The sequence below is a fragment of the Hyphomicrobiales bacterium genome (genome assembly GCA_039989895.1).
Lineage (GTDB): Bacteria > Pseudomonadota > Alphaproteobacteria > Rhizobiales > JACESI01 > JACESI01.
On sequence record JBDXGY010000006.1, the window covers coordinates 113,109 to 133,409 of the forward strand.

Sequence of the window (20,301 nt, forward strand, 5' to 3'; positions counted from 1 at the left end):
GAGACAAGGCGATGAAAGGTGCGCTGTCAAGATTTAAGTCTCCTCGTCACGACCAAAGGTCCATAGCTTGTTGGCGCTATAGGTGATGAGGATGAGAAACACAGTGGTGATGATTTGCGAAATTAGATAGCCCCAACCAAGTGGACCAGTAAACAGGGCCATTAAGGCGGTATTCGTTACAAGGCTGATGCCTGCCACGGTGAAAAATCGTGGCACGGTGACTGTGTGTTTGCGTGTGGAGCGAAACGTTAGTCGACGGTTGAGATAATAACTCACCACTGCACCAAGAAATGCGCCTGCAGCGGAAGCTGGCACAGGAGCAACATTAAGTGCTTCAACAAGAAAAATCAGCAATAGGTAATGACAGGCCGTTGCAACAACACCGACGATTAAAAAACTCGCAAATTCTCGCTTTAGTGCATTCATTGCGGTTCTGCCAAAAGATCACGCACAGCTTTGCTCAGATTATCGATACTCAATGGTTTGAATTTGAAAACGACATCACTTTTACCACTCGGAATTTTAACGGCTCTAAAGAGTTTTTCGTGACGATTAATAGGCGCAGACACCCCGTTTACCTCGGCTACCCATCCTGGATAATAAAAATCGCGCAAAACGAGGTGCCCACCGGTAAGACTTTCAGCGGCGATATGAATTTCAGTATTTTCATAGCTGGTAATGTTGGCATGGCCCAAGATATGTGAGCTATCTTTAGCAAGGATGACAGCTCTTGGTTCTGCTTGCGCATTTTCATATATATGGGCGGTGAAGTTACCGTATTTCATAACATCTAAAAGCTTAAACCTACCCTCGGCCAGCGTTGGGTCAATCTTAGTAATGGGAGCGCCGCTGATGATATATTTAATGCCGAGCTGATTGGTCACTGCTGTGTCATAGCTTGTCATTACATCGCCAAATTTTCTTTTTCTAGCGGCGCTGTTTTGCATATTTGGTGCGAGATGTTCTTCAAAGGTTTTCAACCGAATAGGATTATAGCCAAGCAAATTATGAAAGTTCGCAACTTGCGCTATATTTTGTACGGCAGGCCCAAGCCCCAGAATTTCAATGCGCCAAGGGGCGCCGCTTGGGTCTTTCGGTATTAAATATTGTTGCACCTTGGCAAAAACAGGCTCTTCGCTCGGCGCAGTTTGTGCTTTATAAAAATCGATCGGGCGTGCATTGCCATTAATACCAGATAGGTGATGGATAAGATCGAAACTAACAACCACCAACAATGCGCCAAGAAAATAAGGGCGCAGTTTTGGGTGGTGTCGGGCGTAATATATAAGGCCGATGATCAGGCTCGCAAAAACAATGAAAATGCCAAAGCTGTCGAGAAAGTAACTAACTCTTTCTCGTTCAACGGCCATCAAAACGCTGATATAAAGGATCGCACCAATGAGGACGATAAAAAGCAGTTCGGAAACTTTTGTCGATTTTCGCGCGGGTTTTGATAAAACCTCATGCAACAGCGCGCCACTCATTAAACTGAGTGCAAGACCAAAGATAAACAATCCATCGGAGGGGCGGCGAAACAGACTGACGCCTGGAATATATTCGTAAAGATAAGCAAAGAAAGGCGTATAGCGTCCAAGTGAATAGACAAGCATAAAAAGAGCAGTGGCAAGGAAAAACCGAACACCGCGTGCCTTCAGCCGTCTACCTAAAATACCATACCAAAACAGCATCACCACCGGAAGGACACCAATATAAAGGTGCATCATGCCACGGTGCATTTTGAGCGGTTCGCCACCCCATTTAGCTCCGGCCGGCCCCCAATAGTCGCCAAATATTCTCAAAGAGCCGAAATACTCAGACCAAAAGAAGCTAACCATTGCCGCAGGATGAAGTGATTGCCAGCTTGCTGCTGCCAGATCAAAGTCGGGTCGGTTGCTGTTTTGCGCAAGTTGCAGCAGGAGCAATACTGGTATGGCCGCAATGGAAAGCGCGATCATGCCGCCGAGGATAGTGGGCCATTGTTTTTTGATTGTTGTTAGGGCTTTTGCCGCTTTGAATTGCGGCGCTATTTCTACCAGCCAAAAGACGAATAAAAACCAAGAGCCGAGATAAGCAACATGGTCACGATTTACCAGCATCAGCCCCAATGATAGTCCAAATAAACCACCGCGCCACCAACCGCCATAGCGCAAGGTGGCATCAAGCCGCCAAAGAGCTACACAAAGCCACATCATGGAGACATTCATAAGGACATGCTCCATCCTGATCGCCAGCACACCACCCATCATAGCGGTAAGAGCTGCGGTGAGAGCAGCAGCTGCGACCCAGCCCCGTGCCCGACCAAAGGCAAAGACGGCTGCTCCTATGATGAAGAGATGAAAAAGTTGAACCGCGTCAACTAAATGAGCGGATGGCGCACTTGAAAGCAGTGCCGGTAACCAGAGTGATGGTGTGAGTAATGTTGATTGCGGATCGGCTAACATTGGAAAACCCGCATAATGATAAGGGCTCCATGCGGCGCTCTCGCCATTGTGCAAAGCGTGCGCAGCAAAACGGACCATTGCATAAAAATGGTTCTTCGCATCGTGGGGTATAATGAGTTTGTCGATGAACCACGGCTGACAAAAGACGAACCAAACTGCAAAAAGCGCAGCCAATGATAGTTGCGTGGTTCGATCAACGCGATATCTAGTCATTATTCTATATTCAATTCCGGCAGGTTAGATCTATGCTTGCAGACAGTATCAACTGATATCACGAGGCAAGTCTTTTTTCTTGCGTGCTTTCTATTGCCTCTACTTCATCTTCGCTGAACCCTGCTGTTTCTTGTACCAGATAAAGAGGGCGCTGTTTAACTTCTGCCAAGACGCGGCTCAAATATTCTCCAACGATCCCAAGTCCAAGAAGTTGAACGCCAGAGAAAAAACATATCGCCGCCATCAATGATGGGTAACCGGGTACATTGGTTCCGTATAAGGCGCGATCTAGCAAAATGTAAGTCGCATAAGTAACAGAAGATACCGACAATAATAGGCCGATATAGGTCCACACTTTTAGGGGAACAGAACCAAACGATGTGATGCCTTTGAGGGAAAATTGGAACAGTTTGAAAATGCTCCACGCTGATACGCCGTTTGCGCGCGGTGCAACCTCAAAGGGAACGGGCACACGCTTAAAGCCAACCCAAGCGTAAAGCCCTTTCGTAAAACGCTCGCGCTCAGGCAGTGATAAAATAGCTTTAACGACCTTTCGGTCAATCAATAGAAAATCACCAAGCCCTTGCATCAGTTTCACATCTGATATGGCTGAAAAAATCCGATAGAAGCTTTTAGTCAATAAGCGGCGCATAAAATCATCGTCATTACGTGATTTGCGTGAGCCATAGACTATTTCGCCGCCATCACGCCATTCGCGCACAAAGTCGATCAGGACTTCCGGTGGGTGTTGAAGATCGGCATCAATTTGAATAACCGCATCCCCTGTTGCATGAGCCAATCCTGCGTTAAGAGCAGCTTCTTTGCCAAAATTACGACTGAAGCGAACAAGCTTAATTGCATGATTATTGCGGCGAGCGGCAATGATGCGTTCTGCCGTATTATCGTTGCTGCCATCATCGACAAAAACAATCTCGTAGGGCAAGCCTATCTCGTTCATTACCGCAGACAGGCGTTCTAGGAACGGCTCAACATTGCTTGCCTCGTTATAACTTGGCACCACGACAGAAAGGGATTTATCAAAATCCCTGATTGAATTTTTTGTTTTTAAAGATGGATGTGGTGTTAACATGGTACCCTTAAAAGAACTCTATATATTCATTTCTTTATAAAGAAAAACTATCGCTTTGGACATAAAAGAAAGTAACTTATTTTTGATGATATTCATAGGGGAGTGAGGCTGAATGGTTATGACTTTGACGGCAGCCTTGAAATTTCATTATTTTGTTGCTGAAAACACGCATAAGAGAGAGATCTATTGCCGCTTTTGACACTATGTGCGGATGACTTCGGTTTGAATTCTGCAGTCAATGAAGGGATTATCAGGCTCGTTAAAGCGGGTCGGTTGAACGCTGTGAGCTGTATGGTGGGTGGCGCAGAATTTTCTAAAGGCCTGCCTATGCTGATGAAGGCCTGTGAAGCAGCGCCTATCAAGGTTGAAATCGGCCTTCATCTTACCTTCACAGAATATCAACCGCTTGGGTCAATGAAAAAGTTAGCACCGAAGGGCGAATTGCCGTCAGTAGGAGTGCTCCTTCTGAAAAGTCATCTCCGTCTGTTGGATGTGCGAGAGCTGCATGATGAGATGGCTCGCCAATGGCAGTGCTTTGTTGAGACCGTAGGCAAAGCGCCAGATTTTATGGACGGCCACCAGCATGTTCATCTCTTTCCTCAACTACGTGAGGCAGTTGTCGAGCTTGCTAAAACCAAGTTTCAGGACAAGGGATGGGTGCGTAGTTGTCATGCAGACAGTGCGCGACTGCGTGCGTGCGGTTTGCCATCCACACGGGCATCCGCACGGGTATTCATTATCTCATATCTTGCTAAACATATGGCGCAAAAGCTCCAGCAAGAGGGCGTCAAAACCAATCCAGTTTTCTATGGCATTAATGACTTCAATAAAAATGAAAATTTTGCTGATCTGATGCAGGTCTGGGTGTCTTTAGCCGCAGCTCAAAAGGAGTGGGCTGTGATCATGTGTCATCCAGGATTGAAAAGTGACAATGACAGTATTTGGGATCCGATTGCGGCGCGAAGAATTGATGAATTTGAGGTGCTTTCGAGGTCAGATTCAATATATAACTTAAAATAAGTTTATTTTATTTATTAATTGGTTTTAAATTAACGCAATCAGGTGGTGTCATGTCAGCAGGAACAAAGAAGTCTGGCATCAATGACACGGTTCCATCAACGCGGTATTTGTCAAAGTCTGTCACGCCTTCGCCTGCCAAAAATGTATCATCAATAATGAAGTTACCTGTGAATTCTTTTGAGTTTTTCATCAGCATTGCATGAGCGGCATCGGCTAGAATGTCAGGTGTGCGGCTGGCTTGCATCATGGCATCGCCACCCAACAAATTGCCAACAGCAGCAGTGGCGATAGTGGTGCGTGGCCAAAGGGCATTCACACCAATGCCATATCTTTTAAATTCGCCAGCAAACCCCAAGACACACAAACTCATGCCATATTTCGCGATGGAGTAGCCTACATGCGGAGCGAACCAATGTGTTGACATATCGAGCGGTGGTGACAGCATGATCACATGCGGATTAGCTGCTTCTTTCAGGTAAGGAACAGCCAGCTTCGTGGTCATGAAGGTGCCGCGTGCGTTGATGCTGTTCATCAAATCATAGCGCTTCATTTCTAACTTTTCAGTATTGGCTAAATTGATGGCAGAGGCATTGTTGATGAGAATATCAATGCCACCAAATTTATCTGAAGCTTTTTTCAAGGCGCTTGCAACATTGTCTTCGTCGCGAACATCAACCACAAGCGGCAGCGCGTTGCCGCCAGCAGCTTCAATCTCTTCAGCAGCAGTAAAAATTGTTCCGTCTAACTTTGGGTGCGCCTCAGCAGTTTTGGCGGCAATAACCACATTCGCCCCGTCGTGAGCCGCACGAAGAGCAATCGCTTTGCCTATACCGCGCGAAGCGCCGGTGATGAATAATGTTTTATCTTTGAGATTGGACATGTATTTCTCCTCTAGGCACTGGATTTGGTAAAGTTGGGTGGTCGTTTTTCCATGAAAGCGGTGAAGGCTTCGCGCGCCTCATCTGACTTTAGGCGTTGCGCAAATAAAACCGCTTCCTCGTCAATTCTTTGCAATATTTCATCTTCACTACCGCGCAATAACCCGCGTGACAGATGCAGGGCTTCGGGGGGAAGTGCTGCAAGTTTATTCGCCGCTTCCATCACCCGCTCTTCCAAACTGCTCTCATCAACAACATGATTGACCAGGCCGGCACGATACGCTGCATCAGCCGAAAATGTTTCGCCCATCACAAGCATTTCAAAGGCCCGTTGTTGGCCCATGATGCGTGGTGCAATCAGGCTAGAACCAGCTTCAGGCACGAGGCCAAGATTGAGAAACGGTGTCTTCAAGGTGGTGCGCGTAGTGGCAAAAACCATATCACAATGCATCAACATGGTTGTGCCGACACCAATGGCCAAGCCATCAACGCCTGCAATCATGGGTATTTTGCATGTGGCTAAGGTTCGTAAAAAACGGATCACGGGGCTATCCGAAAAGTTGGACGACATGGCGGTTGTCATGAAGTCTATGATGTCGTTGCCTGCACAAAAAACATTGGGCTGTCCTAGGAAAATAAGGGCGGGACATCCTTGAGTTTGCGCATCATCAATCGCATCAGCAAGCGCGGTATACATGGCTTGCGTAATGGCATTTTTCTTTTCCACACGGTTGAAGCGAATGGTTTTGATGGTGCCGGAATCGCTGATGACAATATCGTCGCTCATTTTCTGTTTCCTGCTCGGTTTCTTAGCTCGGTTTCCTAGTTTGTTAAAAGCTCACTCGTTGCTGCCAAAACACCATCCGCGCCCTCAAGAACACAGAGCCGCAGCGCGGCTGTTTCTATTGCTATATTTTCAGCAAAAAATCGCGCCGATGTAATACGCAACACATCATCGGATGTTTTGTCGGATGCTTGAGAAGAGCCTAATGCGCCTTTCGCATGATAGGCAAGGCCAGCGGTGAGGGCGAAGAGTTTTTGATACGGCGTCGCGCCCGCCATGGCATCAGCTATTTTCTTATTAGAAAGACAATCAAGCATAAACTCGGTTGTCGCATCCAAATCATCGAGGCTTGAGGTAAGGCGCGCGGCAATTGTCCCAAACTCGGCTTGATTTGAGGCGCTCACATCACTGGCAATCTGGCGCATCTCGCTAATGAAGGCTTTAGCATTGACGCCCCCATCTACCTGTAGCTTTCGCCCTACAAGGTCGATTGCCTGAATACCATTGGTGCCCTCATAAATAGGTAAAATACGAGCATCGCGTAAGTGTTGCGCAGCACCAGTTTCTTCAACAAATCCCATGCCACCATGAATTTGTATTCCGATGGAGGCTACTTCAACAGCGCTATCAGTTGAATAGGACTTTGCAAGGGGGGTTAGGAGGTCGCCGCGAGTTTGCCAGAACGAACGTTCTTCTTCTGGGGCATGTTCGGCCATATCAAGCGCATAAGCGCAGGCAAAGCATAAAGCGCGTGATGCTTGAACCATACTACGCATGGTCATTAAATTTCGTGTCACATCAGGATGCATAACAATAGGCGCCATACCGCCCTCAGTGTTCAGGGGCGAACTGCCTTGTTTGCGTTCATTGGCATAAGCGAGGGCTTGTTGATAAGCACGTTCGCCAATACCTGCGCCTTGGACACCCACATTCAGCCTCGCGTTGTTCATCATGGTGAACATACAGGAAAGTCCGTCATTCTCATGCCCGATAAGCCAGCCGAGAGCGCCCGCTTTGCCAGTATCATTGACCGCGTGATCGTCACCAAAAATCATCGTGCAGGTGGGGGAGGCGTGAATGCCGAGTTTATGTTCAATACCGCTACAAAAAACATCATTGCGTGCGCCCACTGTCCCGTCTTCATTTGGGATGAATTTAGGCACCATAAACAAGGAAATACCCTTCACACCTTCTGGCGCATCGGGCAGACGGGCAAGTACCAAATGGCAGATGTTATCGGCCATATCGTGTTCACCGAAGGTAATGTAAATTTTTTGACCAAATATCCGATAAGTACCGTCACCTTGCGGCTCGGCTCGTGAGCGAAGGGCTGATAAATCAGAACCAGCCTGTGGCTCAGTCAAGTTCATAGTGCCGGTCCATTCGCCTGAAATGAGTTTTTCCAGATAGGTGGCCTTCAGGCTATCGCTGCCATGCAGTGTCACTGCTTCAATGGCGCCAGCGGTCAATAAAGCACAAAGCGAAAAGGCAAGATTGGCTGCATTCCACATTTCACCGGTCGCAACCTGCATTGTAATAGGTAGGCCTTGACCGCCAAATTCTTCTGGACCGATCAAGCCATTCCATCCCGCCTCGCACCACGTTTTATAGGTGGCGGGAAAGCCCTTAGGTGTTGTTAATATTGCGTTTTCAAGGGTAATGCCGGCTTGATCGCCAATTGCATTAAGGGGGGCGATTTCATCGTTCGCAAATTTTGCTGCTTCTTCCAAAATGGCATCAACAAGATCTTCGGAGAGATCGCCAAAGGTGCCATTATCAATATCTTTCTGCATGCCGATGACGGTCTTCAGGGTAAATGCAATTTCATTGACCGGCGCATTATACATTGAACTCTCCCTTGATTGTTATATGTGACGATACTCCCAATCGATCACAAACATGTTGTATTCGCATTCTGGCTGACTATTGTTCCCTAAACAATCACAGAATTGTCTTGAGGGTATACCAATGGTACCGAGTTATAAAGTAAATTACGTTTACGTAAACGTCAATTAAGTTGGTGCCGTATTTCATGAAGTTTTTTCAAATCAAATCTCCCATAAAACTCAAGATGCGACGGACTGTTAGGGTTGAACGATGACTGCGATCTTAAAAGCATCGGATTTAAACACAATAAATAAGGCATTGGCGGTGTTTCGAGCGGGTGGTCTGGTGGCCATTCCAACAGAAACCGTTTACGGGCTGGCAGCTGATGCAACCAATGGCGAAGCGGTGGCGCGTATATATGAGGCGAAGGGGCGGCCAAATTTTAACCCGTTGATTGCTCATTGCAGCACTGTGGAGATGGCTCTGAGATATGGCCACTTCTCTGCCGTAGCGCAAAAAGCGGCAGATCACTTTTGGCCGGGGCCCTTAACACTTGTGGTGCCTTATCGCGAGGAAGGGGGGATATCCCCTTTGGTGCGCGCCGGACTTGATAGCATTGCGTTGCGCGTACCAAATGGCGTCAGCAGTCCACTTATTTCTGCACTCAATAAGCCCATTGCGGCGCCTAGTGCCAATCTTTCAGGGCGTATTAGCCCCACAACAGCGCATCATGTGCAATCGCAATTAGATGGATTGATAGATCTCATCATTGATGGTGGCCCATGCGATTTTGGTGTCGAATCCACCATCATCTCTTTTCAAGAAGATCAGCCGATACTTCTCAGGCCCGGTGGTGTGGAAATTGAGATGTTAGAGCAGGTTTTGGGTGCTAGAGTACAAAGTGCTAGTGCCGACAGTCCGATTGTTGCGCCCGGTCAACTTGCCTCGCATTATGCGCCCATTGGTCAGCTCCGACTTAATGCAACGCAGGTAGCTGATGAAGACGGCGCGCTTAATTTTGGAAACTCCAAGCTTTCAGCTCGCACTTGTTATTCATTGAGTGAGAGTGGTGACTTGCGAGAAGCAGCCGCGCGATTATTTGCTTGTCTTTCTGTTTTTGATGAAAAGAAAGCGCGCCATATTGCTGTTGCACCTATACCGGAAGTCGGTCTTGGGATTGCCATTAATGATCGTCTTCGACGCGCAGCTGCACCGCGCAAATGAACAGTTAGTCGAAGCCCGGACCGCGCACTTTATAAGGCCGTTGGTCACGCCAGACCTGCATCATGGTTTCAAGATCGCTCGTTCCATCATCGGGTAAGACAATGCGCAAAGTCGCTAGAATGTCACCTCTCGTGCCGTTCTTTTTCAAAATGCCGCGCTCTTTGATGCGTAATACCTGACCACCGTTTCCGCCTTTGGGTATGCCAAGGGCGACCTGCCCAGACAATGTGGGGACTTTTACCTTGGCACCTAAAACGGCTTCATAAAGAGTTATTGGCACATCAATCCGCAAGGTCTCGCCATCGCGTTTGAAGAGAGGATGTTTCTTGATGTTGATGGTCACAAGCGCATCACCGGCTGGCCCGCGTAACCCTTTTTCGCCTTGCCCACGCAATCGCATGATTTGTCCATCTTCAACGCCTGCAGGTAAGGCGACTGAGAGTGTTTTGCCATTTGGCATTTCAAGGCGGACTTTTTCTGTCTTGCCAAGTTCTTCAAGGCTAACCTGAATAGATACACTGACATCTTCACCTGTGTGGGCGGCTTGGGTTTGCGAAGCCCTATTCGCGCCACCAAAAGGATTGCCTGCACTAGATCTAGCACTGCGTTGGCCGCCAAAGATTTCGCTTAAAATATCTTCTGCTGAAAACCCGCCGCCTGTTGAGCGTTGTTGGCGCGCACCACCACCAAATGGGCCTGCGCCACCAAAAGGGTCGCCGCCACTAAAGCCTCTCGGTTTGCCATCGGCATCTATCTCGCCACGATCAAATTGGCCGCGTTTGTCTTTATCGCCTAAAATCTCGTAAGCGGTATTTATCTCAGAGAATTTTTCTTGAGCTTTTGGATTATCGGTATTTTGGTCTGGGTGATATTTTTTCGCAAGCTTACGAAAGGCGCTCTTTATTTCGCGCTCATCTGCGGCTTTAGTAACACCGAGGGTTGAATAAGGATCGTTCATAATTGGCGAGTAGCCCAAATTAATATGTTACTCAACCATGTAGGCGTTTCATCAGCAAAAATAAATGTTTGTTTTGAATAATACCTAATCTTGGTCACGGATTATTATCTCGTAATCCAAGATTAATACCCATTATTGGATATTATTGTCGCCTTTTGGTGTAGCAACTTCAACTACGGCATTAAAAGGCGTCAGATTGACAAGTTCAATCTCACCGGTTTTTTTTCTGCATGCATCACCACGATACTGTGATACGCCGCCGATACCGTTCAGTGTTGTTGAAAAAGTTCTGCAAAAACGACCTTTTTCATCCGATTTTACGTCCATTGTCACAATTGAACCAGCAGTTCCCGTAATATCGTTATGCCAAGCCAATGGCTCTCCCGCAGGTTGGGTTGTAAGTGCTGAGCCCATCGTTAAGCGCACTTTTTCCCAATCGGATGGGTCAACCGTTTCTTGAAGAATGTTTGTACTGTTGGTAGCGATGACTGCTTGCGTTGAAATATTGTCCACTTCTGGTCCAAAACCAGCTATTGAACAGCCTCCAAGCATAGCAAGTGATAAACTTGCTGACAGCCCCATTAATATGCCAAAGTTCTTGCGCATTAAATTCCGAATTACAACATTATGACTCAACAATAATACCTATTATGGCAATAAAAAAGTTAATGACAGATAATTTTCTAGAAGAAACAAATCCATTCAAAACTTTTGAACAGTGGGTCAACCAAGCAAAAGCTCACGAACTTAATGACCCAAATGCTATGGCTTTGTCCAGCGTTGATTCCAATGGGATGCCAAATGTTCGCATTGTCCTGTTGAAAGATTGGGATGAGCGGGGGTTTGTTTTTTATACCAATATGGAAAGCCAGAAAGGTGAGGAGGTATTGTCAGCGAAGAAAGCGGCGGTAAGTTTCCATTGGAAAAGCTTGAGAAAGCAAATTCGAATTCGCGGTATTACGGAACAAGTGAGTGATGTTGAAGCTGATGATTATTTTGCATCAAGGCCTCGTCTCAGCCAGCTTGGCGCTTGGGCATCCAAACAATCCCGTCCACTGGATAGTCGTCAAACTATGATGGACGCGGTGGCCGCTCTTGAAGAAAAATATATAAATCAAGACATACCGCGCCCTGATTATTGGAAGGGCACCCGCATAAAGCCTCTCTATATTGAATTTTGGCAAGATGGCGACTTCCGGCTGCATGATCGTTGTATTTTTCAGCGCTCTGATTTGTCACAAAACTGGCAGCAGCAAAGATGGTATCCCTAATTTTTCTATCAAACTTACTCGATTGGTATGAGTTTGATAGAAGACTATTGCTTTTTGTAAGAAAACTATTGCATGCGCAAAATTATACGATCCATGAGGGTATGTATTTAGATTGAATTAACCATTACTAACCATATTCCCATACAAAGGCATATTTGTGCCACGAAAAATACAGTACGAGTGGGGAATAGATAAACGATGTTCAATTTGAGCAAGAAATTAAACAATGTAAAAATTTCAATAAAAATGCCAATCTTGATTGTATTATCAGCAACTGTTTTGGCGTTAGGTTTAGGTTTTTTAAGTTATAGCACGGCTTCTAAAGTTGCTATTAAAAACGCTGAAGATGCAGTGTTGGGCGTGTTGGAAAACAGAAAAGCTACTCTTAATATTTATTTGCATTCCATTCAAGAAGACATTATCTCAGTTGCTTCTAATCCCTTTACTTACCAGGCAGAAAAAGCCTTCCATGATGCTTGGCTATCAATGGGCGATGATGTCGAAAAGACACTTCAAGATGCTTATATCAATAATAATCCGCACCCACTTGGATCAAAAGAAAAACTTGATGTTGCTGATACCGGAACAATATATGACTCTGCACATGCAACCTACCATCCGTGGTTTCGTACATTTCTAGAGAAGCGTGGTTACTATGATATTTTTCTTTTTGATCTTGAGGGTAACCTTGTTTATTCCGTTTTCAAAGAGCTTGATTACGCAACAAATGTAATTACGGGTAAGTATAAAGACACTGATCTTGGTAATGCTTTCCGTGCAGCGGCTGGAAGTTCAACCAAAGAATCACTGCATTTCTTTGATTTTAAACCTTATTCGCCAAGCCATGGCGCACCGGCAAGTTTTTTATCGACGCCGTTGATTAATGGTGATGGTGAGAAAACAGGCGTTCTGGTTTTCCAAATGCCGATTGAGCGCATTAATGCGGTTATGACACCTGAGACAGGTTTGGGTGAGAGCGGTGAGACATTCCTCGTCGGAACAGATAATTTGGTTAGAAGCGCATCGCGTTTCATTAATTCAGACGAAATTCTCCAAAAGAAAGTTGAGTCTAGCGCCATTCGTGATGCGTTCGATGGTAAAATTGGCTTTGAGGTAACCACAAATTATCGCAAAGGCAGCTATGAAATTACAGCAGAAAAAGTTAGCTTCAATGGTATTACCTGGGCCATGGTCGCGGCGATTAATAAGGCAGAAATAGTCGCGCCGGTTATTAGGTTGCGCAACGAGATAATCATTGAAGTGCTGGTTTTATTGTCCATCATAGGCGCTTTTGGTTATTGGGTATCAAATACAATTACTCGTCCATTGTCTGATACGACGAAGGCTATGGAAGAATTGAGTAAAGGCAACACAGATGTTGAGATTCATGCTGCTGAGCGTGGAGATGAAGTAGGAGATATAGCGCGTGCCCTTCAAGTCTTTCGTGATACGATGAATGAGAAAGCGGCGGCTGATTTAGAGCGAGACGGGAAACGTCAAGAGGATCGTAAGCGTACTGAGCGCGTTGAATCCCGCATTAACGTATTTAGCACAATGGTTTCCGATCTTCTGGAATCATTTTCTAAGTCATCACAGGGTATGAAAGATTCTTCAGTTGCTCTTTCTGCAATTGCTGAACAAACAAATTCACAAGCCGGAACAGTATCAGAATCTGCTAGCGCTGCTGCATCCAATATTCAGACAGTATCTACGGCTTCAGAGCAATTGCGCTCATCTATTGCGGCGATTGCGAATGATGCAAAACAATCTCGCTCAGCGGCAGAGGCGGCTGTGGTTGAAGTTGAAAATGCCAATAAGGAAGTCAGTGGTCTTGTTTCATTGGCTGAAAAAGTTGGCGATGTTGTAACGCTGATCTCTGATATTGCAGAACAAACAAACCTTCTTGCCTTGAACGCAACCATTGAGGCTGCACGCGCAGGTGAGATGGGTAAAGGCTTCGCGGTTGTTGCAACCGAAGTTAAAGAGCTTGCAAGCCAAACAGCAAAAGCGACAGAAGAAATCAGCCAGCAAATTGGTGATATTCGTACAGCAACCGGTAATTCAGTATCCGCCATTGAAAAAATTGGTGAGGTTGTAGAACAGGTAAACACCAGTTCTTCTGCGATCGCATCAGCAGTACAGCAGCAAGATTCAGCGACATCTAATATTGCTCAAAACATGATTGATGTTGCTAAACGCACTGAAAATGTCACGGAGAGTATCGGTGATGTGACGCGGGCATCCCAAGATACAGGTAAAATGGCAAACGATGTTCTCGATGCGGCTGGCAATTTGGCGGATCAATCGTCGACTTTGCAATCAGAGATTACATCGTTTCTGGATGATATCAGAGCCGCCTAATCGAGTAATAAGTATCTCGACAATAATTAAAACCCCTTCTAGCAGATCGCAGAAGGGGTTTTTGTTTGCGCTCAATTATAGTGTCATAATTATAGTGCGGTAGCGCCAGTGACTTTATAGGGCGGTTCCGCCGACGGTGATTGCATCAATGCGCATGGTGGGCTGACCAACACCAACTGGCACGCCTTGCCCCTGTTTGCCACAAGTTCCAATTCCTGGATCAAGTTTCAAGTCATTGCCGATCATTGGTACTTTGCGCATTGCATCTGGTCCATTGCCTATAATCATTGCCCCTTTAACGGGGGCGCCGATTTTGCCATCTTCCAGCATATAAGCCTCGGTGCATTCGAAAACGAATTTACCGGATGTGATATCAACCTGACCGCCACCGAAAGAGACGGCATAGAGGCCTTTTTTCACGGATGATAGAATTTCATCAGGCTCGTGTTGTCCATCTAGCATGATGGTATTTGTCATGCGTGGCATTGGGATATGGGCATAAGATTGACGTCGTCCGTTACCCGTAGGTTCGACACCCATGAGGCGAGCGTTTTGTCTGTCCTGCATAAATCCGACCAGACGACCATCCTCAATCAAAACTGTACGATTTGTTGGCGTGCCTTCATCATCGATAGAAAGAGATCCGCGTCTGTCGTTAATGGTGCCATCATCCACGACAGTGACGCCGGGAGAGGCTACCATTTCGCCCATCAAACCGGCAAAAGCGGATGTTTTTTTCCGATTGAAATCACCTTCTAGTCCATGACCAACGGCTTCATGCAACAAAATACCCGGCCAACCTGCGCCAAGCACAACGTCCATTTCACCAGCAGGTGCTGGCACAGCTTCAAGATTGACAAGCGCCTGACGCAGCGCTTCATCAACACCAGCCTGCCAGTTTTCGGTAATCAGAAAGTCGCTAAATGTCGTGCGCCCACCAGTGCCGTGACTGCCCGTTTCTTGTCTGTCGCCTTCACCGGCAACCACAGACATATTCAGTCTGACCATCGGGCGCACATCGCGAACATAATGTCCATCCCCGCGTAAGATCTCAACAACTTGCCAGCTTGCGGCAACTGAGGCTGACACTTGTCGAACGCGGTGGTCTTTGTCTCGGGCATAGGCGTCGATTTCCTGTAGCAGGGCAACTTTTTCTTCAAAAGTTGGCTCGCCAATAGGATTTTGTGACGTGTAGAGTTGACGGTTGGTGCGGGCAGGCGGGCTTGCGTAACTGCCCGTGTGACCAGTTTTGACAGCTTGCACGGCATCAATTGATCGTTTTAGGCTAGCAACAGACACTTCACCGGAATGCGCATAACCAGCGGCTTCACCTGCTACAGCGCGAAGACCAAAGCCGTGATCGGTATTGAACGATGCTGATTTCAATCGTCCATTATCAAACATAAGCGATTCTGATTGCGCATATTCAAGATAAAGCTCGCCATCATCAGCGCCCGAAAGTGCTTCGCCAACGAGTGCCGTTGCTTGTTCTCGGGTCAGATCACTATTGTCAAAAAGCGATAGATCGGGTGAAGGAGCGTCATTATCAGCCATAGTGGTTTCCAAATTTGGAGTGTCGTCTAGGGGCAGGAGCCTAAGATCACAACTTATCTAGTGCATTAAAGCCTGCGGTAAAACCTTTGAGTTCAATCGGTATGCCGATTCCTTCTTCTGGTGTTTGAAAAATCACAAAAGTAGCAAGATTGCCCTTTTTCATCTGGTCGATCAATTTTTCATCCATGACAATTTCCGCAACACAGCCACCATCCTGCAAGCAGCGTACAAAAGAAGCATTGCCAAGGTTTTGTTCATCAATTCGCAAACCAAGACCGGAGGGAAGCAGCACGCCCAAGGGTGCTAACACGCGAAGAACATGTGATTGTTTGTCAGCCGTTTTTAATATGATGACGGTAAGGCCCACATTGGGGCGGTTTTCTGCAACGACAAATTGAATCATCGCGCATTGTTCAGAGCGTGCGCCAGCGGGTGTTTCGCATCTTATCTCCCAGCCACCATGGATTTCCTTCACTTCACCTTGTGCCAAGGCTGGATTGCTGAATAGTGTAGCGACAGGCAAGACGAGCGATGCAACAAGGAGCATCATTAAAATACGGGGTTTCATAATAGGTGCTTTCGAATCGGCGTTATTTTTACCATTTCAACATGAATATGCTTTGGATTGGAACCATTTATGGAAATTCTTGGTGTGATTTCGTAGGAATAATGGGTCATCTCATTGAAATAAATCGCTATTTCTTACAATGATAGCTTTCTTGGAGCTAAATTTTATATAACCTAGATAAGAAATTTGTTGATTGTGCGACTCTTTGTCGATGAATTTGTGAAGAAACACGTTGTCCTTTCCTGTCTAATATGTTGTACAGCCATATTAAGGCGGGGCTTTTAAAAAAGTATCATTGACTTCACATGGTCAGATGCCAAGATGTATATGTACTTTATGAAAAACGACATGGTCTATTTGTCGTATTTTCAACAGCCATTCGCTGATGTAGGTTATAACAACTAAGGGTCCATCACGGGCTCTATTACGGTCTAACGTTGCGCAAATATGAAGAATGAAATATTTTCAGGTTTGTGGTTAGAAAAACGAGGAGAAGACACCTTGAAGATGTCATTTGATCGTGCGGCCCAATCATTAATTGGCGCATTTACATTTATTACGGCAATTGTGTTTGCATTCAGCGCATCGGCGCAACAACCTGAGGCGTGGCAAACTGGTTTTCAAAATGCTGTGACGCCCATCATGGAAGATATTGTCTGGCTGAATTGGTTCACGCTCGTAATCATAACGGTGATTACTCTTTTCGTGGTGGTGTTGTTAGCCATCATTTTTGTCAAATACAATTCAAAAGCCAATCCAGTTGCTTCTAAAACAACACACAACACTGCAATTGAAATTGTCTGGACTGTAGCGCCGATTATTATTTTGATGATTATTGTAGCGCCATCTATTCGCCTGCTCTATGCACAGCAAGTTATCCCTGAAGCCGATTTAACGATCAAGATCACCGGCTATCAGTGGAACTGGGGTTATGAATACCCTGATTATGAAATTGATGAATATGTCTCATCTATGCTTCCTGTCGGCGATGATGGATATAATCTGGCCGCCCATAAAGATATGGCGCTTGAGCGCGGCGATGGGATTGAAAACTATCCGCGCCTTCTAGCCGTCGATGCAGAGCTGGTTGTGCCTTTGGGCAAGGTCGTGCGGCTTGATGTTACATCAGGCGATGTGCTGCATTCTTTTGCAATGCCGTCATTCGGCATCAAGATTGATGCCGTGCCTGGTCGTTTGAACTCTGGTTGGTTTAAAGCTGAGAAAGAAGGCCTTTATTATGGTCAGTGTTCGCAGATTTGTGGTGCCGGTGAAGGCTATGCAGGTCACTCTTTCATGCCAATTGCCATACGTGTGGTCGATGAGAGCACTTTTGATGATTGGGCTGCAACAGCGAGCGAGAGCTTGGACTTGAGCTGGGAAATCCTAGCTTCAGCTCAACTCGATGAGACAATTAAAGTGGCGAATAAATAAGCGCTAAATAAATTAGATTTGATGGTCGTTAAATGACCAGTACCGACGAGGAAATAGAAATGACGGCAAAAACCGAGGGTGGTTATCACGATGAACATAAACCTACGTTTTTTAAGCGATGGTTTTATTCAACCAACCACAAAGATATTGGAACGCTTTATCTGATATTTGCGATTTTCTCCGGTATCATTGGTGGAGCGCTCTCCGTTGGTATGAGGCTTGAACTTGCTGAACCGGGTTTGCAATTTTTTGGCAATACTCACGTTTATAATGTGTTTGTGACAGGCCATGGGCTTATCATGATCTTCTTCATGGTGATGCCAGCATTGATTGGCGGTTTTGCGAACTGGTTTGTACCGATTATGATCGGCGCGCCAGATATGGCGTTTCCGCGCATGAACAATATCTCATTTTGGCTTTTGCCACCGGCGCTTATCTTACTTGTTGGCTCCATGTTTGTGTCTAATGGTGTTGGAGATAACACGGGTGTTGGCTCTGGCTGGTTCATCTATCCGCCACTCACAACGTCTGCCCAGCCTGGTCCCGCGATGGATTTGGCTATTTTATCCCTTCACATTGCTGGTGCTTCTTCTATCCTTGGCGCCATCAACTTCATCACAACAATCTTTAATATGCGTGCGCCGGGCATGACGCTTCATAAAATGCCTTTGTTCGCATGGTCGGTTTTGATTACAGCCTTCCTTCTGCTTCTGTCTTTGCCAGTGCTTGCCGGCGCAATCACAATGCTTCTGACAGACCGAAATTTTGGAACAACCTTCTTCGCACCTGAAGGCGGCGGCGATCCAATTTTATTCCAGCATTTGTTCTGGTTCTTTGGTCACCCTGAAGTTTATATATTGATCTTGCCCGGTTTCGGCATCATCTCGCATATCGTCTCGACCTTCTCGAAAAAACCAATCTTTGGCTATCTTGGAATGGCTTACGCGATGGTTGCGATTGGCGTGGTTGGCTTTATCGTTTGGGCGCACCACATGTTTACGGTGGGCTTGAGCGTCAATACACAGGCTTATTTCGTGATTGCCACCATGGTGATTGCGGTACCGACCGGCGTTAAAATCTTCTCTTGGATTGCGACAATGTGGGGCGGTTCAATCGAATTCCGCACACCGATGATTTGGGCAATCGGTTTCATCTTCCTGTTCACCGTTGGTGGTGTGACAGGTGTGCAGCTTGCCAATGCTGGTCTCGATCGCGCCTACCACGATACATATTACGTTGTGGCACACTTCCATTATGTTCTGTCACTTGGTGCTGTGTTCGCAATCTTTGCGGCTTGGTATTATTGGTTCCCTAAAATGACAGGCTATATGTACTCAAGCTTTATTGCGCGGGCGCACTTCTGGATTACATTTGTTGGCGTGAATGTGGTCTTCTTCCCGCAGCACTTCCTTGGTCTTGCTGGTATGCCACGTCACTATGCTGATTACCCTGATGCCTATGCAGGTTGGAACCTTGTTTCATCTTATGGGTCTTATCTGTCAGCCTTTGGTGTGTTTGTTTTCCTTTTTGGCGTTTTTGAAGCTTTCGCTAAAAAACGCGTTGCAGGTGATAATCCTTGGGGCGAGGGCGCTACCACACTTGAGTGGCAACTTCCATCACCACCACCTTTCCACCAATGGGAAAAACTGCCGCGCATTAAGTAAGGCAATTATAATATTGCAATAAAACATATGGCCGCCGCTCTTATTAGTTGGCGACCATGCCATATAAGGGGCAAAAACGGCTGATGTCATCCATTGATGTAAAAACAGAAACCGAACCCACGGCTCACCTTTCACTAGCTGAGCCAAAGGATTATTTCGAGCTGTTGAAACCTCGGGTTATGTCGCTGGTTATCTTTACAGCTTTTGTCGGTATAGTGCTGGCACCTCAAGGAAATCTACACCCAGTTTTAAGTGCTATTGCCTTGCTGTGCATTGCGGTTGGCGCTGGCGCTTCGGGTGCGCTGAATATGTGGTATGACGCAGATATTGATGGGCAGATGACCAGAACAGCTAAACGTCCGATCCCTTCTGGCCGTGCAACAAAAGGCGAGGCTTTGGGACTTGGTCTTGTGCTTTCTACTTTTTCAGTCATGCTTCTTGGGCTTGCGGCCAATTGGCTTGCAGCGGGCTTGCTGGCGTTCACAATCTTCTTTTATGCCGTCATCTACACGATGTGGTTGAAACGTGCGACGCCGCAAAACATTGTTATCGGCGGTGCTGCTGGTGCCTTTCCTCCTGTTGTGGGTTGGGCGGCGGTCACAGGTTCTGCGCCTGTTGAAGCATGGGTTTTATTCGCCGTCATCTTTTTGTGGACCCCGCCGCATTTTTGGGCATTGGCTTTATTTAAAATGCGTGATTACGAAGTCATTGGTATGCCAATGTTGCCCAATGTGGCCGGTGAAAAATCCACTCGTTTTCAAATGCTTCTCTATTCAGTACCTCTGGCGATCAGTGGTGTGCTGCCTTGGTATTTCGGATTTGCCGGCGCGCTTTATGGCGTTATTGCGACTGTGCTTGGTGCAATCTTCGTGTGGCGTACGGTTCAGGTTTGGTACAAAGCAGGTGATGATAACATGAAAGCCGAAAAGCGGCTGTTTGGATTTTCAATTTGGTATTTGTTCCTGTTATTCTCAGCGCTTTTATTGAGCCCTGTTATGTCATTGTTTGGGATTTGAG

17 protein-coding genes are annotated in these 20,301 nt (G+C 46.4%); 7 read left to right on the forward strand and 10 right to left on the reverse strand.

Annotated features, from left to right (window positions below; translation table 11 throughout):
* Nucleotides 1-33: 33 nt before the first annotated feature.
* From ABJ081_07100 to ABJ081_07110, 3 genes are read right to left on the reverse strand one after another with little or no spacing between them, the layout of a single operon-like run.
* A complete protein-coding gene (locus ABJ081_07100; protein ID MEP6356431.1) occupies nt 34-426 on the reverse strand; it encodes a GtrA family protein in 393 nt (130 codons plus the stop codon).
* On the reverse strand, nt 423-2,654 hold the full coding sequence (locus tag ABJ081_07105) for a hypothetical protein (GenBank protein MEP6356432.1): 2,232 nt from the start codon (nt 2,652-2,654) through the stop codon (nt 423-425). The genes ABJ081_07100 and ABJ081_07105 overlap by 4 nt, the downstream gene beginning before the upstream one ends.
* Nucleotides 2,655-2,712: 58 nt before the next feature.
* Nucleotides 2,713-3,744 carry a glycosyltransferase family 2 protein gene (locus ABJ081_07110; protein ID MEP6356433.1) on the reverse strand — a complete coding sequence of 344 codons (1,032 nt, stop codon included), beginning with the start codon at nt 3,742-3,744 and terminating at the stop codon, nt 2,713-2,715.
* Nucleotides 3,745-3,930: 186 nt separating this feature from the next.
* On the opposite strand from ABJ081_07110, the gene ABJ081_07115 reads away from it, so the two are divergent.
* Entirely contained in the window at nt 3,931-4,764 is an 834-nt protein-coding gene (locus ABJ081_07115; protein MEP6356434.1) for a ChbG/HpnK family deacetylase, read from the forward strand.
* A 7-nt stretch (nt 4,765-4,771) separates the two neighbouring features.
* On the opposite strand, the gene ABJ081_07120 is transcribed toward ABJ081_07115, so the two are convergent.
* From ABJ081_07120 to ABJ081_07130, 3 genes are read right to left on the reverse strand one after another with little or no spacing between them, the layout of a single operon-like run.
* Entirely contained in the window at nt 4,772-5,644 is an 873-nt protein-coding gene (locus ABJ081_07120) for an NAD(P)-dependent oxidoreductase (GenBank protein ID MEP6356435.1), read from the reverse strand.
* An 11-nt stretch (nt 5,645-5,655) separates the two neighbouring features.
* A complete protein-coding gene (locus ABJ081_07125) occupies nt 5,656-6,429 on the reverse strand; it encodes a crotonase/enoyl-CoA hydratase family protein (protein MEP6356436.1) in 774 nt (257 codons plus the stop codon).
* 35 nt (nt 6,430-6,464) lie between these two features.
* Nucleotides 6,465-8,273: an acyl-CoA dehydrogenase gene (locus ABJ081_07130; protein MEP6356437.1), complete on the reverse strand. Its 1,809-nt coding sequence runs from the start codon at nt 8,271-8,273 to the stop codon at nt 6,465-6,467.
* A 250-nt stretch (nt 8,274-8,523) separates the two neighbouring features.
* On the opposite strand from ABJ081_07130, the gene ABJ081_07135 reads away from it, so the two are divergent.
* Entirely contained in the window at nt 8,524-9,477 is a 954-nt protein-coding gene (locus ABJ081_07135) for an L-threonylcarbamoyladenylate synthase (protein ID MEP6356438.1), read from the forward strand.
* 4 nt (nt 9,478-9,481) lie between these two features.
* On the opposite strand, the gene ABJ081_07140 is transcribed toward ABJ081_07135, so the two are convergent.
* On the reverse strand, nt 9,482-10,435 hold the full coding sequence (locus ABJ081_07140) for a J domain-containing protein (protein MEP6356439.1): 954 nt from the start codon (nt 10,433-10,435) through the stop codon (nt 9,482-9,484).
* 132 nt (nt 10,436-10,567) lie between these two features.
* Nucleotides 10,568-11,071 carry an RT0821/Lpp0805 family surface protein gene (locus ABJ081_07145; GenBank protein MEP6356440.1) on the reverse strand — a complete coding sequence of 168 codons (504 nt, stop codon included), beginning with the start codon at nt 11,069-11,071 and terminating at the stop codon, nt 10,568-10,570.
* A 32-nt stretch (nt 11,072-11,103) separates the two neighbouring features.
* On the opposite strand from ABJ081_07145, the gene pdxH reads away from it, so the two are divergent.
* Together pdxH and ABJ081_07155 are read left to right on the forward strand one after the other, a co-directional pair.
* A complete protein-coding gene (gene pdxH / locus ABJ081_07150; protein ID MEP6356441.1) occupies nt 11,104-11,706 on the forward strand; it encodes a pyridoxamine 5'-phosphate oxidase in 603 nt (200 codons plus the stop codon).
* A gap of 198 nt (nt 11,707-11,904) precedes the next feature.
* Nucleotides 11,905-14,067: a methyl-accepting chemotaxis protein gene (locus tag ABJ081_07155; protein MEP6356442.1), complete on the forward strand. Its 2,163-nt coding sequence runs from the start codon at nt 11,905-11,907 to the stop codon at nt 14,065-14,067.
* A gap of 114 nt (nt 14,068-14,181) precedes the next feature.
* On the opposite strand, the gene tldD is transcribed toward ABJ081_07155, so the two are convergent.
* Both tldD and ABJ081_07165 read right to left on the reverse strand, forming a co-directional pair.
* Nucleotides 14,182-15,621, reverse strand: coding sequence for a metalloprotease TldD (gene tldD, locus ABJ081_07160; GenBank protein MEP6356443.1), 1,440 nt, complete (start codon nt 15,619-15,621; stop codon nt 14,182-14,184).
* A gap of 46 nt (nt 15,622-15,667) precedes the next feature.
* A complete protein-coding gene (locus ABJ081_07165) occupies nt 15,668-16,168 on the reverse strand; it encodes an invasion associated locus B family protein (protein MEP6356444.1) in 501 nt (166 codons plus the stop codon).
* A gap of 528 nt (nt 16,169-16,696) precedes the next feature.
* Between ABJ081_07165 and coxB the strand changes: the two genes are divergently transcribed.
* The 3 genes from coxB (at nt 16,697) to ABJ081_07180 (ending at nt 20,300) form a co-directional block, all read left to right on the forward strand.
* The gene (gene coxB / locus ABJ081_07170) at nt 16,697-17,620 is read left to right on the forward strand and encodes a cytochrome c oxidase subunit II (GenBank protein ID MEP6356445.1); all 924 of its coding nucleotides are present in this window, start codon (nt 16,697-16,699) and stop codon (nt 17,618-17,620) included.
* Nucleotides 17,621-17,652: 32 nt separating this feature from the next.
* On the forward strand, nt 17,653-19,284 hold the full coding sequence (gene ctaD, locus ABJ081_07175; protein ID MEP6356446.1) for a cytochrome c oxidase subunit I: 1,632 nt from the start codon (nt 17,653-17,655) through the stop codon (nt 19,282-19,284).
* A gap of 83 nt (nt 19,285-19,367) precedes the next feature.
* Complete coding sequence (locus ABJ081_07180) at nt 19,368-20,300, forward strand: heme o synthase (protein ID MEP6356447.1); 933 nt, start codon at nt 19,368-19,370, stop codon at nt 20,298-20,300.
* Nucleotide 20,301: the final 1 nt, after the last annotated feature.